This window comes from Patulibacter minatonensis DSM 18081, assembly GCF_000519325.1.
Classification (GTDB): domain Bacteria; phylum Actinomycetota; class Thermoleophilia; order Solirubrobacterales; family Solirubrobacteraceae; genus Patulibacter; species Patulibacter minatonensis.
Window position 1 is genome coordinate 1,529,145 of record NZ_KI912613.1, and the last position, 14,538, is coordinate 1,543,682.

12 protein-coding genes are annotated in these 14,538 nt (G+C 75.2%); 4 read left to right on the top strand and 8 right to left on the bottom strand.

All coding sequences use genetic code 11. The features are described 5' to 3' along the window. Positions 1-102: 102 nt before the first annotated feature. From PATMI_RS0106955 to PATMI_RS37290, 7 genes are all read right to left on the bottom strand, one after another. On the bottom strand, positions 103-534 hold the full coding sequence (locus tag PATMI_RS0106955) for a cupredoxin domain-containing protein (protein WP_026910355.1): 432 nt from the start codon (positions 532-534) through the stop codon (positions 103-105). Between the two features lie 22 nt (positions 535-556). Beyond that, positions 557-4,687 carry a non-ribosomal peptide synthetase gene (locus tag PATMI_RS0106960; RefSeq protein ID WP_084270313.1) on the bottom strand — a complete coding sequence of 1,377 codons (4,131 nt, stop codon included), beginning with the start codon at positions 4,685-4,687 and terminating at the stop codon, positions 557-559. Continuing rightward, the gene (locus tag PATMI_RS37285; RefSeq protein WP_026910357.1) at positions 4,648-4,905 is read right to left on the bottom strand and encodes a phosphopantetheine-binding protein; all 258 of its coding nucleotides are present in this window, start codon (positions 4,903-4,905) and stop codon (positions 4,648-4,650) included. Before PATMI_RS37285 ends, PATMI_RS0106960 begins: the two co-directional genes overlap by 40 nt. Positions 4,906-5,161: 256 nt before the next feature. Then, positions 5,162-5,734, bottom strand: coding sequence for a hypothetical protein (locus PATMI_RS0106970; protein WP_026910358.1), 573 nt, complete (start codon positions 5,732-5,734; stop codon positions 5,162-5,164). An 80-nt stretch (positions 5,735-5,814) separates the two neighbouring features. After that, entirely contained in the window at positions 5,815-7,194 is a 1,380-nt protein-coding gene (locus tag PATMI_RS0106975) for a HAMP domain-containing sensor histidine kinase (RefSeq protein WP_026910359.1), read from the bottom strand. A gap of 5 nt (positions 7,195-7,199) precedes the next feature. Further along, positions 7,200-7,886 carry a response regulator transcription factor gene (locus PATMI_RS0106980; protein WP_026910360.1) on the bottom strand — a complete coding sequence of 229 codons (687 nt, stop codon included), beginning with the start codon at positions 7,884-7,886 and terminating at the stop codon, positions 7,200-7,202. Between the two features lie 250 nt (positions 7,887-8,136). Continuing rightward, positions 8,137-8,889 carry a PepSY domain-containing protein gene (locus PATMI_RS37290; RefSeq protein WP_051471162.1) on the bottom strand — a complete coding sequence of 251 codons (753 nt, stop codon included), beginning with the start codon at positions 8,887-8,889 and terminating at the stop codon, positions 8,137-8,139. 108 nt (positions 8,890-8,997) lie between these two features. On the opposite strand from PATMI_RS37290, the gene PATMI_RS0106990 reads away from it, so the two are divergent. The 4 genes from PATMI_RS0106990 (at position 8,998) to PATMI_RS28115 (ending at position 13,065) form a co-directional block, all read left to right on the top strand. Further along, the gene (locus PATMI_RS0106990; protein WP_051471163.1) at positions 8,998-10,389 is read left to right on the top strand and encodes a sensor histidine kinase; all 1,392 of its coding nucleotides are present in this window, start codon (positions 8,998-9,000) and stop codon (positions 10,387-10,389) included. 50 nt (positions 10,390-10,439) lie between these two features. Continuing rightward, positions 10,440-11,126 carry a response regulator transcription factor gene (locus tag PATMI_RS0106995; RefSeq protein ID WP_084269754.1) on the top strand — a complete coding sequence of 229 codons (687 nt, stop codon included), beginning with the start codon at positions 10,440-10,442 and terminating at the stop codon, positions 11,124-11,126. A 68-nt stretch (positions 11,127-11,194) separates the two neighbouring features. Further along, complete coding sequence (locus tag PATMI_RS28110; RefSeq protein ID WP_051471164.1) at positions 11,195-12,022, top strand: COG4705 family protein; 828 nt, start codon at positions 11,195-11,197, stop codon at positions 12,020-12,022. A gap of 194 nt (positions 12,023-12,216) precedes the next feature. After that, positions 12,217-13,065 (top strand): COG4705 family protein, encoded by an 849-nt coding sequence (locus tag PATMI_RS28115; protein WP_084269755.1) that lies wholly within the window; start codon positions 12,217-12,219, stop codon positions 13,063-13,065. An 87-nt stretch (positions 13,066-13,152) separates the two neighbouring features. On the opposite strand, the gene PATMI_RS28120 is transcribed toward PATMI_RS28115, so the two are convergent. Then, positions 13,153-14,511, bottom strand: a complete 1,359-nt coding sequence (locus tag PATMI_RS28120; RefSeq protein ID WP_051471165.1) for an ATP-binding protein — start codon at positions 14,509-14,511, stop codon at positions 13,153-13,155. Between the last annotated feature and the right edge of the window lie 27 nt (positions 14,512-14,538).

A 14,538-nucleotide genomic window follows, 5' to 3' on the forward strand; every position in this document is an offset into this window, starting at 1 on the left:
GGCGCGCCGATCGGCTCGCGGGCGGGCGGGCCGCATGGCGCGCAGATCGGGTCGCGGTGGGTCGAGCGGCGGGGCCCGCGTCCGTGTGCGCCCCCGGCCGGGCTACCGCACCTTGATCTTCATCTTCATGTGCGGCAGGTGCGGGTCGCAGACCACGGTGTAGGTGCCCTTCTTCGAGAGGGTCCGGGAGTACGAGCCCGAGGACCGCAGGCCCGAGTCGAACCGCGTGGGGCCGGAGGCGGCGCGGGCGTTGTGGGTGCCGCGACCGGCCCAGACCCACTTGACCTTCGTGCCCTTCCTCACGCTGAGGTTCGACGGCACGAAGCGGTTGTCGACGATCTTCACCGTGGCCGTCCGCGCGGCGACGGTGACGAGCGGCGAGGCGGAGTCGTCGTGGTGGGCGAGGTGGCCGGAGGTGACGGACGACGGGCCGGCGTCCGGCGCGGCGGACGCCGAGGTGCCGAGGACGGCGGCGCCTCCTGCGAACCCGGCGAGGACGACGACGGCGGTGGCTGCTGATCCGGCTGACGGCATGCCCGGAGTCTGTCAGGTGCGCCTAATTCGATGGAGCCAGCAACGGTGCGAGGACCGCCGCGATCCGCTCCACGTGCGGGGGCCGCAGGAGCTCGGCGTGCGTGCACGGCAGGGCGTGGACGTCGAGGCCGCCCCGGACGTGGGCGCGCCAGCCGTCGACGTCGAGCCAGTCCTCCGGCCGCGGCGCGGCGGCGGCGAAGAAGACCGCCGATCCGTGGAACGGCCGGTGCTCGTGCGTCCGCATCGCCGCCGCGTTGCGGACGACGATGCCGACCATCGCGTTCAGCACGTCCTCGCCGAGGGACGCCAGGGCCGAGCCGTCGTCCCGGAGCGCCGCGACGACGCGCTCCCGGGTGAGCGGCCCCGTACCGAGCCGTGCGGGGTCGTGGCCCGCCATGTTCAGGAGGGCGACGAGGGCGTCGGACTCCTCCGGGGCAGCGAGGTCGCGCCACTGGTCGCTCGGGTAGGCGTCGAGGAGCGCGAGCACGTCGACGTCCGCGCCATCGTCCTCCAGGAGCGCGGCGACGGCCTGGGCGAGGACCCCGCCGACCGACCAGCCGAGCAGCCGGTACGGCCCCTCCGGCTGCAACGCGCGGATCCGCCGGACGTGGTCCGCGGCCATCTCGTGGAGCGTGGTCGGCGGCGTGCCTGACCCGTCGAGGCCGACCGCCTGCAGGGCGACCACGGGCTGGTCGGCCGGGAGCAGGCGCGTGAGCCCGGCGTAGCACCAGCCGATCCCGCCGGCGGGATGGAGGCAGAAGAGCGGCGGCCGGTCCCCGCCCTGCCGGAGCGGCAGCACGACGTCGAGGGCTCCGGCCTCGTCCGGATCCTCGAGCCGCAGCGCGAGCGCGGCGGCGGTCGGGGCGGCGAAGAGCGCGCCGATCGAGACCTCGCGCCCGAGCGCCCGGCGCAGGCGCTGCGCGGCCTGTGCGGCGAGCAGCGAGTGGCCGCCGAGGAGGAAGAAGTCCTCGTCCGGCCCGACGCGGTCCCGGCCGAGCAGCTCGGCGAAGACGCCCGCCACGAGCTCCTCCGTCGGGGACGCCGGGGGGCGGTCGTCCGTCGCCCCGGGAGCGACCGGCGCCTCGGGGGCGGGGAGCGCGGCGCGGTCGAGCTTGCCGCTGACGGTCAGCGGCAGGGCGTCGAGCCCGACGAACGCCGCGGGGACCATCGCGTCCGACAGGGCCTCGGCGAGCCGGCGACGGAGCGCCCCCGCGTCGCACGCCGAGGCGGGGACGACGTAGGCGACGAGCCGGGTGGTCGCCGCCCCGGCGATCCCGTCGACGCGCGCGACGACCGCGGCCTGCACGACCCCGGGGGCGGCGGTGAGGTGCGCCTCGACCTCGCCGGTCTCGATCCGCTGCCCGCGGATCTTCACCTGGTGGTCCCGCCGGCCGAGGTACTCGATCGCGCCGTCGGGACGCCACCGCGCGAGGTCGCCGGTGCGGTAGGTCCGGCCCAGCGCCGGGTCGTCGACGAACGCCGCGTCCGTCAGGTCCGGGCGGCCGAGGTAGCCGGCGGCCAGCTGCACGCCCGACAGGTGGAGCTCGCCGGTGGCGCCGACCGGGACGGGACGGCGCTCCGCGCCGAGGACGTGGCACCCGGTGTTCCAGACCGGGCGGCCGATCGGGACGCCCGTCCCCGGCGCGTCGTCGGTGCAGTCCCAGTGCGTGACGTCGACCGCGGCCTCGGTCGGCCCGTAGAGGTTGTCCAGGCGCGTGCCCGGGAGGAGGGCGCGGAGGCGGTCGCGGAGGTCCCCGGGCAGGGCCTCGCCGCTGCAGACGACGCGCCGCAGGCCGGTGCACGCGGCGGCCGCGGGCTCGTCGACGAACAGCGCGAGCATCGACGGGACGAAGTGGCAGACGGTGACGCCCGCCCCGGCGATCAGCTCGGCGAGCGCGCGGGGATCGCGGTGGGCCCCCGGGGGCGCGACCTCCAGCGGCACGCCGGCGATCAGCGGCCAGAAGAGCTCCCAGACGGAGACGTCGAAGCCGACCGGGGTCTTCTGGAGGATCCGGTCGCCGGGCCCGACGGGGAACGCGTCGTCCTGCCACAGGAGCCGGTTGACGATCGCCCCGTGCGGGACGACCACCCCCTTCGGGCGCCCGGTGGAGCCGGAGGTGTAGAGGACGTAGGCGGGGTCGCCGGCGCGGGCGACGCGGTCCGGTGCGTCGTCCGGGACGGGCACGGGCGGCGCCCCGTGCATCGCGGCCGGGACGGTGGCGGACGGGCCGCCGGCGACGACCTCGTCGCGCGTGGCCCGGCCGACCGAACCGTCGGCGTCCCCGGACGGCCGCGCGAGCGGCAGCGCATCCGGCCACGGCACGAGGTCGTCCAGCGCGGGGTCGACGACGACCGCGACGGGCCGGGCGTCGTCGAGCATGCCCCGGAGCCGCGCGCCCGGCTGGTCCGGATCGAGGGGCAGGTAGGCCGCGCCGCTCTTCAGGACGCCGACGAGCGCGACGAGCAGGTCGACCGACCGCGGCACGGCGACCGCGACGATCTGGCCCGGTCCCGCGCCGCGCTCCCGCAGCGCCGTGGCCAGGACGTCGGCGCGCGCGTGGAGCTCCGCGTGGGTCACGGCGTGCTCGCCCAGCCGGACGGCCTCGGCGTCCGGGTGCGCGTCGCGGCAGCGGTCCAGCAGGTCGACGAGCGTCAGCGCGGGGTCGACGTCGCGGGCGGTGGCGTTCCAGCCCGCGATGCGCGCGAGCTCCTCGGGGGTCGTGAGCTCCAGGCCGTCGACCGTCGGCCCCGGCGTGTCGCGGACCGGGCCGGCCGCGGGAGGCTCGCGACGTTCCCCGGCGGGCTCGGGGTGGGCGAGGACGGCCTCGGCGAACCGCCGGAGGACGACGGGGAACCGCTCCGCGTGCAGGCCGGTCTCGTCCGCGTCGTAGCGGCCGACGTTCGCCTCGACGTCCAGGCGCGGCGGGGCGTCGCCGCGGTCGTAAAGGTTGAACGAGAGGTCGTCGACCGGCCCGGCGCCGAGGGTGCGGACGACGGCGGGGACACCGGCGAAGTCGAGCGCGTAGTCGAACGGCAGCACGTTGACCATCGGCCCGTGGAGCGCCCGTCCACCGCCGAGCGCCCCGATGGTGCGGCGGAGCTCCTCGCCGCGGAAGCGCTGGTGGCGCCGGAGGCCGCGCATCCCGTCCGTCACGGCGCGCACGACATCGGCGGGGCGGCTGCCCCCGTGCAGCGCGACCCGCAGCGGCAGCACGTTGACCATCGTCGCCGGGCTGCGGAGCGCGACGGGCCCGAGCCGGGCGAGCATCGGGACGCCGAGGACGATCTCCTCCGGGACCTCGTCGTCCTCATGGCCGGCGGTGGTCGCCATGCGCCGGACGTAGGTCGCGACGGCCGCCATCGCGAGCTCCGGCCAGGTCGCGTCGACGGCGTCCGAGGCGTCGCGGAGCAGCGCCATCAGGTCGGCGTCGAGCGGCGCGCTGGCCCGGTGGACCTCGTGCCCGGTCGACTCGGGGCGGTCGGTGAGCGTCGTGATCCGGGGCGGGGCCGCGAACCGCGCGCGCCAGTGCTCGTCGTCGCGGCCGGCGGCGGGGGAGTCCCGGTAGGCGGACTCGACCTCGAGCGTCGCGGCCAGGGACGGGAACCACGCGGGCGGCGGTTCGTCGCCGCACGCCAGCGCCGAGTGGATCTCCGCGGCGCGGCGGGCGATCAGCGACAGGCCCATCGCGTCGGCGGCCAGGTGGTGGACGCGCTGGAACCACGCGGTCCGGTCGTCGGCGACGCGGAGGAGCGCCTCGTCGAACAGGCGGTCCGTCGCCAGGTCCAGCGGCCGGCGCCAGGCCGACCGCGTCCAGGCCAGGACGGCGGCGTCCGGGTCCTCCTCGTCGCGCAGGTCGACGACGGGGAGCGGCCAGTCGCCGGGCGCGTGCGGGCGCTGGACCGGCAGTTCGCCGTCCGTATCGAGCCGCACGTGCAGGCCTTCGGCCTCGTCGACCGCCGTCCGGATCGCGGACGCGAGCAGGTCGAGGTCGACGGGCCCGCGGAGCTCGAGGCACTCCGCGGTGATGAACGCGGCGCCTCCCTCGTCGAGCTGCTGCGCGAACCAGATGCCCGTCTGGGCGGCGGTCAGCGGGAGGGCGTCGCCCCCGGCGGTCACGAGCCCGCGGGCCGGCGCGTCGCGATCAGCCGCCACCACGCGGCGACCGTCGGGACGTCGGAGAGCTCCATCAGGTCGATCGAGACGCCGGCCTCGCGCAGGCGGCCGACGAACGCCATCGCCCGGACCGAGTCGAGCGCCCAGTCCAGGACGAGGTCGTCGCCGTCCGCGATCTCGTCGGCCGTCGCACCGACGAGCCCGGCGACGACGGCGCGCAGCTCGTCGGCGTCGGCGGGGAGCGCGGTGGCGCTCATGCGCGCGGGGCGACGGTCGTGCCCGCGCGGGTGCCGGCTGGACGGGCTGCGAGGGCTGATTGCGGCATGCGGAGGGCGGTCGGCGGGAGGAGCGGCGGTGTCGCGACCCGCCGGCGCGGTCGGCGGCGGGTCGGACTTAGGGGTACCTGACAGCGGCATTCAAGCACAGGCGACAGCGTCGCCGTGCCCGCCCCGCGACGGGCGAGGGCCCGGCGTCCGCCGGGCCCTCGGTGCCTCGTCGCGGTGTCGTGCCGGGTCAGGCGGCGGGGTTCTCGCCGTCGCCGTCGCCCTGGTCGGCGCCCTGGCTCCCCTGGTCGCCGTGGTCGCCGTGGTCGGCCTTCTCGGTGCCGAGGACCTTGAACGCCTTGTCGAGGTGGACATCGACGACGCCGCCGTCCGTCTTCGTGACCTCGACGTCGTAGGCGATGCGGGACTCGTACGCCGGGTCGTGGGTGTCGCCCTTCTCCGGCTTGTCCGTCTTGTCCGCTGCGTCCGGCTTGTCGCCCTTCTCCGGGGTGTCCGCCTTGTCCGTCGCGTCCTTGGCGTCGGGGGTCTCCTTCGCGACCTCGGTGACCTTGCCGTCGACGGCGGCCAGGGCCGCCGTCTTCGCGGACGCCGCGTCGGTGCCGGTCACCTGGTCGGCGGCCTCGTTCCGGTCGCCGCCGGGCCCGTCGTTCGTCTCACCGTGCTCGGGGGCGGCCGTCTGCGCGGCGGTCGCCTTGCCGCTCGTCGACGGGCTGCCGGTCTGGGCGTTCGCGAACGCCGCGCCGCCCGCGCCGAGGCCCGCCAGCACGGCCGAGGTCATGAGGATCTGCTTGAACTTCGTCATCGTCCTGCTCCTTGGGGTTGGGTCGATCCGCAAGCTACGGACGGCCGATTGGAGCGCTCTGAGCCTCCGTGAGAGGACGCTCATGTCGACGCCGGAGGCCCGCCCAGCGGCGTCATCCGCACCTCGACGACGGCCCCGGAGGACGTCGGCGGGACGGTCGAGGTCCACCCGTGGGCCTCGGCGATCGCCCGGACGATCGCGAGCCCGAGGCCGGCGTGGCCGCCCGTCCGCGAGTCGTCCGCCATCGCGAAGCGGTCGAAGGCGCGATCGACGAAGGCGGCGGGGAACCCGGGGCCGTCGTCGGCGACCGACAGGACGATCCCGCCGGCAGTGCGCCCGGCCGTCAGCCGCACCGCCCCCGTGGCGTACCGCAGCGCGTTCTCGACGAGGTTGTCGAGGAGCTGGTCGAGGCGCACCTCGTCGGCCTCGACGAACAGGTCGTCGTCCGTCCCGGCCGTGATCCGGAGCCCGTGCTGCTCCGCCCGCGGGGAGAACCGCCGGGCGCACGACGCGACCGCGATCCCGACGTCCAGCGGCTCGGCGCGCATGGGCAGGCGGTGCTGGTCCGCGCGAGCGAGGACGAGGAGGTCCTCGGCGAGTCGGACCACGCGCGCGTTCTGCGCCGCCAGCGACTCGAGGGTCTCGCGGTGCGCCTCCGGCGACCCGTCGGACCGCAGCGCGACCTGGAGCTCGGCGTCGATGATCGCCAGCGGCGTGCGGAGCTCGTGGCTCGCGTCGGCGACGAACCCGCGCTCGCGCTGCATCGCGTCGTCCAGGCGGTCGAGCATCGCGTTCAGGGTGTCCCCGAGCTCGGTGATCTCGTCGCCCCCGGGTGGCACGCCGAGGCGGTCTGCGAGCGCGGAGCCCTCGATCGCGCGTGCCTGGCGGGTCATCGCGCGCACGGGCCGGAGCGCCGCGGCGGCCGCGAGGTACCCGGCGACGCTCGCGATCAGGAGCGCGACGGGCACGCCGATCGTGAGCTGCCGGCGGAGCTGGTCGACGGTGTCGTGGCGGGTCTCCAGGGACTGCCCGACGACCACGACGACGTCGCGGTCGCCCGTTGCGGCGGCCAGGAGGCGGACAGGCGCGTGCTCGCCGCCGACGCGCACGTCGAGGAACAGCGGGTGCCTGCGGGCGGCGGCGAGCTGCCGCTGCGTCAGGAGGGAGGTGCGCGACGACGACGGGGTCGCGTGCAGGACCTGGTTCCGCTGGTCCAGGAGCTGCGTCGTGCTGGCGTCGTCGTCGCCGAGCCGGCCCGGGGAGCCGATGTCGCCACCGTCCGGTGACCCGTCCGCGAGCGCGCTGATGTCGGCGACGCGGGACTCGAGGCCCTGGTCGATCGCGAGGTCCAGCTGCGCCTCGAGCCGGAGCACGAGGAAGACCGACAGCGCGAGGAGCAGGAGCGCCATCGCCGTCGCGAAGGCGAGGGTGACCCGGACCCGCAGCGGGAGGTGGCGCACGGCGGTCAGCCGCTCGGGGCCGGGGCGCTGCGGATGCGGTAGCCCTCGCCCCGGACCGTCTGGATGGAGTCGGTGCCGAACGGCCGGTCGATCTTCTGCCGCAGGTAGCTGATGTAGACGTCGATGATGTTGGAGCGGTTCTCGTACTCGCTGCCCCAGGCGCGCTCCAGCAGCTCGTACCGGTCGAGCACGGCGTCGGGCGCGGCCATCAGCGCGTAGAGGACCGAGTACTCCTTCGGCGAGAGGTCGATCGCGACGTCGCCGCGCCGCACCCGGTGCGACGCCGGGTCGAGCTCGAGGTCGCCGACGCGGAGCACGGTCGGCCGCTCGGCCCGGCCCCGGCGGGCCAGCGCGCGCAGCCGGGCGCTGAGCTCCGGGAGCGCGAACGGCTTGACGAGGTAGTCGTCCGCCCCGGCGTCGAGCCCGGCGACCCGGTCCTCGATCGCGTCGCGCGCGGTCAGCAGCAGCACCGGCGACCAGACGTCGTCCTCGCGCAGGCGCCGGCAGGTGGTGACGCCGTCGAGCCCGGGCATCATCACGTCGAGCACGATCGCGTCGTACCGCGTGGCCCCGGCCCGCCACAGCGCCTCGGTCCCGTCGTGCGCGACGTCGACGCTCAGGCCGTCCGCCGTCAGGCCCCGCCGGAGCAGCTCGGCCATCCGGCGCTCGTCGTCGACCACGAGGACGCGCACCGGTCAGGCCCGCGTGCGTCGGGCGGTGGCCCGCGGCCCGCAGATCATCGGGAGCTTCGGCGACGGTGCGGGGGCGCGGTCTGCATGCGCGCACCGTGGCGGACCGGCATGAGCCCGGGATGAGAGCGACGCGACGCGTGGTCGGTCTCCGGACGTCGCCGGCTGCCGCGGGACCGTGCCCGGGCGCCCGCGAGCGTCGGTCGTGACCCCGCCGCCCGGCTCCCCCCGGGTCGGACGGCGGGGTCACGGACTACGGGCGCCCGGCCGGCTTCGCCGCGGCCAGGGCGCTCTTGACCTTGGCGGCGTCGACGCCGAGCTCCTTGGCGAGCGCCGTGGCCTCGGCGTCCTCGCGGGCGGTGTGCGCGGCCTCGAGGGCCTTCGTGACCTCCGCCTCGGTCTTGTCGGTCTTCTTCGCCAGCGCGGTCACGAGGGTCGAGTCGTCGCCGCCGGGACCGCCGTGGCCGCCATGGCCGCCCTGGCCGCCCTGGCCGCGCTGGGCATCGAAGACCGCCTGGACGTCCGTGGTGCTCGCGCCGAGCGCCTTGGCGATCGCCGTGATCTGGTCGCCCTTCTGGTCGTCCTTCGTGCCGCGGGTCGCCTCGAGGGCGGCCTGCAGCTTCGCCTCGGTCACGCCGAGCGTCTTGGCCAGCGCGGCGGTGTCGACGCCGTGGCCGCCCCGTCCGCCGTGGTCGCCGCCGCGACCGCCGAAGCCGCCGGCGTGCGTGCCGGTGACCTTGAAGTCCTTGTCGAGCTCGACCTCGACCTCGGTGCCGTCGGTCTTGCGGACCTCGGCCTCGTACGTCCCGTCGTTCCGGCTCTGGATCCCGACGAGCGTGCTGCCCGGGTACTTCGCGAGCGCCGCGTCGGACGCGGAGGAGAAGGTGGTGGACGTCAGCGGTGTCGGGGCGCTGGAGGACGAGGTGGCGGCGTACGCGCCGCCGCCGATCCCGAGCACGCCGACCGCGGCGAGGACGACGGTCTTGGACTTGAACGACTTGATCATGGGCGCCATCCTGCGGCCGCCGCATGGGAGGACCCCGGCCGTTGGCTGAGATTCCGCTGGGAGCGGCGCTCTCACCTCGCGTTCATCGGGAGGCAGCAGACTGCACGGGTGCCCTTGCGCCCCGCACGCCTCTTCGCCCGGCTCCCGATCCGGATACGCGTCGCTGCGGCGTTCGCGCTCGTCATGGCGGTCCTCCTGACCGTCGCGGGCGCGGGCCTGTACGTCGCGCTGGGCGCCACGCTGAAGTCCGGGGTCGACGACGGGCTGCGCACGCGGTCGTCGGACGTCGCCGCGCTCGCCACCGACGCGGCCTCCGAGCCCCGCAGCGCGAGCCCGCTGACGGAGCGCGGCGAGACGGTCGCCCAGATCCTCGCGGTCGACGGCCGCGTGATGGACTCCTCGACCGCGCTCGGGACCCGGCGGCTCCTCACGCCCGCGCAGGTCCGCCGGGCGGCCGTGGGGCAGATCTTCGTCGAGCGGCCGACGATCAGGCCCGTCGACGCCGACGACCGGACGCGGCTCCTGGCCCGCCCGATCACCGCGGCCGGGCAGCGCGTGATCGTCGTCGTCGGCGCCTCCCTGGAGCCGATCGAGGTGGCGCAGCACCGGCTCGCCAAGCTGCTCCTCGTCGGCGGACCGGTGCTCCTGCTGCTCGCGTCCGTCGCCGGCTACGGGGCCGCGGCCGGGGCGCTCCGCCCGATGGAGCGGATGCGGCGGGCGGCGTCGACGATCCGCACGGGGCGCTCGGGGACCCGCCTCGAGGTGCCGCCGGCGGGCGACGAGGTCTCGCGCCTCGCCGACACGCTGAACGGGATGCTCGACCGCCTCGACGACGCGTTCCGCCGCGAGCGCGCCTTCGTCGACGACGCGAGCCACGAGATGCGCACGCCGCTCGCGCTCGTGAAGGGCGAGCTCGAGCTCGCGATGCGCGACGGCGCCTCGTACGACGACCTGCGCGAGGCGATCGTCGCCGCGGCCGAGGAGAACGACCGGCTCGTGCGGCTCGCCGAGGACCTCCTCGTCCTCGCGCGCGCGGACGACGGCGCGATGCCGCCACGGGTCGAGGTGATCGTGCTGGACGAGCTCGTCGAGCAGGTCCGGGCGCGGATCGGCCCGACCGCCGACGCCCTCGCGCTCGACCCCGCCGCGTCCGGATGCGTGCTCCGCGGGGACGAGTCCCGGCTCGAGCGGGTGCTGACGAACCTCGTCCGCAACGCCCTGGACGCCGGCGCGACGCGCGTCGACGTGCAGGTCCGCGAGCTGGCGTCCGTCGTCGAGGTCCACGTCCTCGACGACGGCCCGGGCTTCCCCGACGCGTTCCTCGCGCGGGCGTTCGAGCGCTTCGCCCGCGCGGACGAGGCCCGCGGCCGGGGCGGCACCGGCCTGGGGCTGGCGATCGTCCGGTCGACCGCCGAGGCGCACGGCGGCACGGCGGGGGCGGCGAACCGGCCGGAGGGCGGCGCCGACGTCTGGTTCGCCCTGCCGGCGGTCGCGGGCTGAGCGGCCGGCCTTTCATCCTGGTCTCATCTTGCGTCGTCAACGTCGCGCCCATGCGCGTACTGGTCGTCGAGGACGACGTGAAGATGAGCGGTCTCCTGAAGCGCGGGCTGGCCGCGGACGGGCTCGTCGTCGACCTCGCGCGCGACGGGGAGCTCGGGCTGGAGATGGCGCGTTCGAGCGAGTACGACGCGATCGTCCTCGACGTGATGCTCCCCGGTCGCGACGGCTTCGAGGTGTGCCGGGCCCTCCGCGAGGACGGCGTCTGGGCACCGGTGCTGATGCTGACCGCACGGGACTCCGTCGACGACCGCGTCCGGGGCCTGGACACGGGCGCGGACGACTACCTGACGAAGCCGTTCTCGTTCGTCGAGCTCGGCGCCCGGCTGCGGGCGCTCGCGCGGCGGGGCCCGATCGAGCGGCCCGCGACGATCACGGTCGGGGACCTCCACCTCGACCCCGCGACCCGCGGCGTCCGCCGGGGCGACGTGGAGATCGAGCTCTCCCCGAAGGAGTTCGCGCTGCTCGAGACGTTCATGCGTCGCCCCGGCCGGGTGCTCGACCGCTACGCCCTGCTCGAGCACGCCTGGGACTACGGGTACGAGCGGCGATCGAACGTCGTCGAGGTGTACGTCCGCTACCTGCGCGAGAAGGTCGACCGCCCGTTCGGCGTCACCTCGATCGAGACGGTCCGCGGCGCCGGGTACCGCCTGCGCCGCGACGGTGGCGCCGTCGCCTGACCCGCCTCCCCGGGACCGCCGCCGGCGGACTCATGGAGGACTCATCTGGGGTCGGCACGGTGGTGCGCATGACGACGACCACCACCCACCCCGGAGCAGCCGCTTCGGCATCGCGCGGACGCGCGATGCTGAACAAGGTCCCCGAGGTCACCCTCTACTTCTGGATCATCAAGATCCTGGCGACGACGGTCGGCGAGACCGCGGCCGACTACCTGAACGTCAATCTGAACTTCGGGCTGACGAACACGACGTACGTGACCGGAGCACTGCTGATCGCGATCCTCGTGGTCCAGTTCCGCCTACGGAAGTACGTCCCGGCCATCTACTGGCTGGCGATCGTGTTCATCAGCGTGTTCGGCACGCTGATCACCGACAACCTGACCGACGCGGCGAACGTCCCCCTGCAGACGAGCACCATCGTCTTCGCCGTGATCCTCGCCGGCGTCTTCGCGACCTGGTTCGCCGTCGAGCGGACGCTGTCGATCCACTCGATCGTCACGAGCAAGCGCGAGGGCTTCTACTGGCTGACGATCCTCTTCACGTTCGCGCTGGGCACGGCCGCGGGCGACCTCTTCGCGGAGCAGATCGGCCTCGGCTTCTTCGTCTCCGCCCTCATCTTCGCCGGCGTCATCGCGATCATCACGGTCGCCCACCTGCGGTTCGGGCTGAACGCGGTCCTCGCCTTCTGGCTGGCCTACATCCTGACCCGCCCGCTGGGCGCGTCGATCGGCGACCTCCTGTCGCAGGCGAAGGCCGACGGCGGCCTCGGGCTCGGCACCACGGGGACGAGCTACATCTTCCTCGCGATCATCCTGGCGCTCGTCGTCTTCCTCACGAAGACGAAGCGCGACGTGATCGAGGTCCAGCGCGGCGAGCTGGACGCCGAGGCCGTCTGAGCGACGCAGGGCCGGCAGGGCGGACGGCGGGCCGCGAGGCCCGTCGCGCCAGGTCGGTCCGAGCGCGCGCCGCTCTCATCGACGACTCATCTTCGGGTCCTACCGTGGTCCGCGCCGTCGCTCGAACCTCCTTGACGAGCGACGGCACCCGACCCCCGCGAAGCCCTCCCGCACCCGAGCCGCACTGGATCCCGATGCCCCGCACCACCACCACCGACCGCCAGAACTGGCTCGAGCCGCTCGCCGCGAAGGTCCCGGCCATCGCGGCCACGTTCTGGGTCCTCAAGCTCCTCACCACCGGCATGGGCGAGGCGATCTCCGACTTCATGGGCCAGACGAGCATCCCGCTCGCGGCGCTGATCGGGGTCGGCGGGTTCGTCCTCGCGATGCGCCTGCAGCTGCGGGCCCGCGAGTACCGCGCGCCGGTCTACTGGTTCGCCGTGATGATGCTGGCGATCTTCGGCACGATGGTCGCCGACGGGATCAAGGACGGCCTCGGGCTCTCCTACGCGGTGACGACACCGCTCTTCGCGCTCGGCGTCGCCTCGGTCTTCGCGGTCTGGCACCGCGTCGAGGGGACGCTCTCGATCCACAGCATCACGACCCGCCGCCGCGAGGCCTTCTACTGGACGGCCGTGCTCGCGACGTTCGCGCTGGGCACCGCCGCCGGCGACATGACCGCGATGACCCTGAAGCTCGGGTACTTCGGCTCGGCGGTCCTCTTCGCCGCGCTGATGGCCGTCCCCGCGCTGCTCTGGTGGCGTGGCCTCCTGAACCCGATCGCCGCGTTCTGGATCGCCTACGTCATCACCCGGCCGCTGGGCGCCTCGTTCGCCGACGGCTTCAGCAAGTCCAAGGACGGCGGCCTCGGCCTCGGCGACGGTCCGGTCAGCGCCGTCCTCCTGATCGTCTTCGTCGCGCTCGTCGCCTGGGTGGCGAAGGGGCGTCGCGACGTCCAGGAGCCGGGAGAGCACGCCGGGCCGACGCGCCGGCACCACCTGAGCGACCTCGAGGTCGGGCGCCCGCAGCACGCACAGGGGTGACGGGCACCGGGCACGCGGACGACGTCCGTTCGGCGCTCCTGGACCTGACGGACGCCCTGCGGGGGACGCTGGGCGCCCTCGAGGGGATCAGGCCCGCGGCAGCACCGCGACGACCCGCGCGCCGTCCTCGACCGCGACCGACCCGCCGTGCGCCCGCACGATCGCGGCGACGATCGCGAGTCCCAGGCCGCTGCCGCCGGGCGAGCCGTCGGCCTGGCTGAAGCGGTCGAACGCGCGGCCGGCGAAGTCCGCGGGGAAGCCCGGACCCTCGTCGGCGACCGCGATGCGGATCGTGCCGGCGTCGGGGCCGTCCCCGGCCGAGAGCTCGATCGCCCCGCGGCCGTGGCGCAGGGCGTTGACGACGAGGTTGTCGAGGACCTGCGCCATGCGGTCCGGATCGCCGAGGAGCACCGCACCGCCCTCCGGCGGCGCGACGCGGATCGCGCGGTCGTCGGCGGAGGCGGGGGCGGGGCCCCGGTGGCGGGCGGCGGTGCCGTCGAGCAGGTCCTCCACGTCGATCGGCTCCAGCCGCAGCGGAAGGGCGCCCTGGTCGGCGCGGGCGAGCAGCAGCAGGTCGTCGGCGAGCCGCGTCAGCCGGACGGCGTCCTGGTGCACGGCCTCGAGGGTGGCGCGCAGGTCCTCGGTGCCGAGCGTGCGGTCGCGCAGCGCGACGTCCACCCGGGTGCGCAGCACGGCGATCGGCGTGCGCAGCTCGTGGCTCGCGTCGCCGACGATCTGCCGCTCGTGCTCGAGCGCGCCCTGCAGCCGGCCGAGCATGCTGTTCAGGGTCTCCGCGAGCCGGTCGAGCTCGTCGCCCGTCCCCGGCCGCGGGAGCCGGTCGCCGAGGTCGGTGTCGCTGATCTCGGCGGCCCGGGAGCGGAGCCGCTCGACGGGCGCGAGCGCCGCCCCGGCCACGACGTAGCCCGCCAGGCTGGAGAGGATCAGCGCGCCGGGCAGGCTCACGAGGAGGAGGGTCGCGAGCTTGTCGAGCTCGCGGTCCCGGTCGTCCCGCGGCTCGGCGACGACCGCGACCTCGGTCTCGTCGATCGTGAAGGCCCGCAGGCGCACGCCGTCCTGGGCACCCGGGGCCTTCGGGACGGTCTCCACCACGGGGGCGCGGCGTGCACGCGCGAGCTGGTCGGCGGACAGCAGACGCGTCCGGCCCGGGCCGCGGCTGGACGCGAGGAGCCGACCCCGTGCGTCGTAGATCTGCGCGTACGCCTCGCCGGAGAGCGCGACGATCCGGCGGGGCCGCACCTCCTCGGCGGCGAGCCCGCGGAACGCCACCGAGCGCTCAGCGAGCTCGTCGTCCGCCCGCTGGTCGATGTAGCCCGAGAACTCGACGTAGATCAGGGCGCCGACGCCCGCGAGCACGATCCCGATCACCGACGCGAAGGCGATGGTCAGGCGGATCCGCAACGGGACGGACCGGGGCAGCGGGCGCACGCCAGGATCATGACCGACCCGGATGAG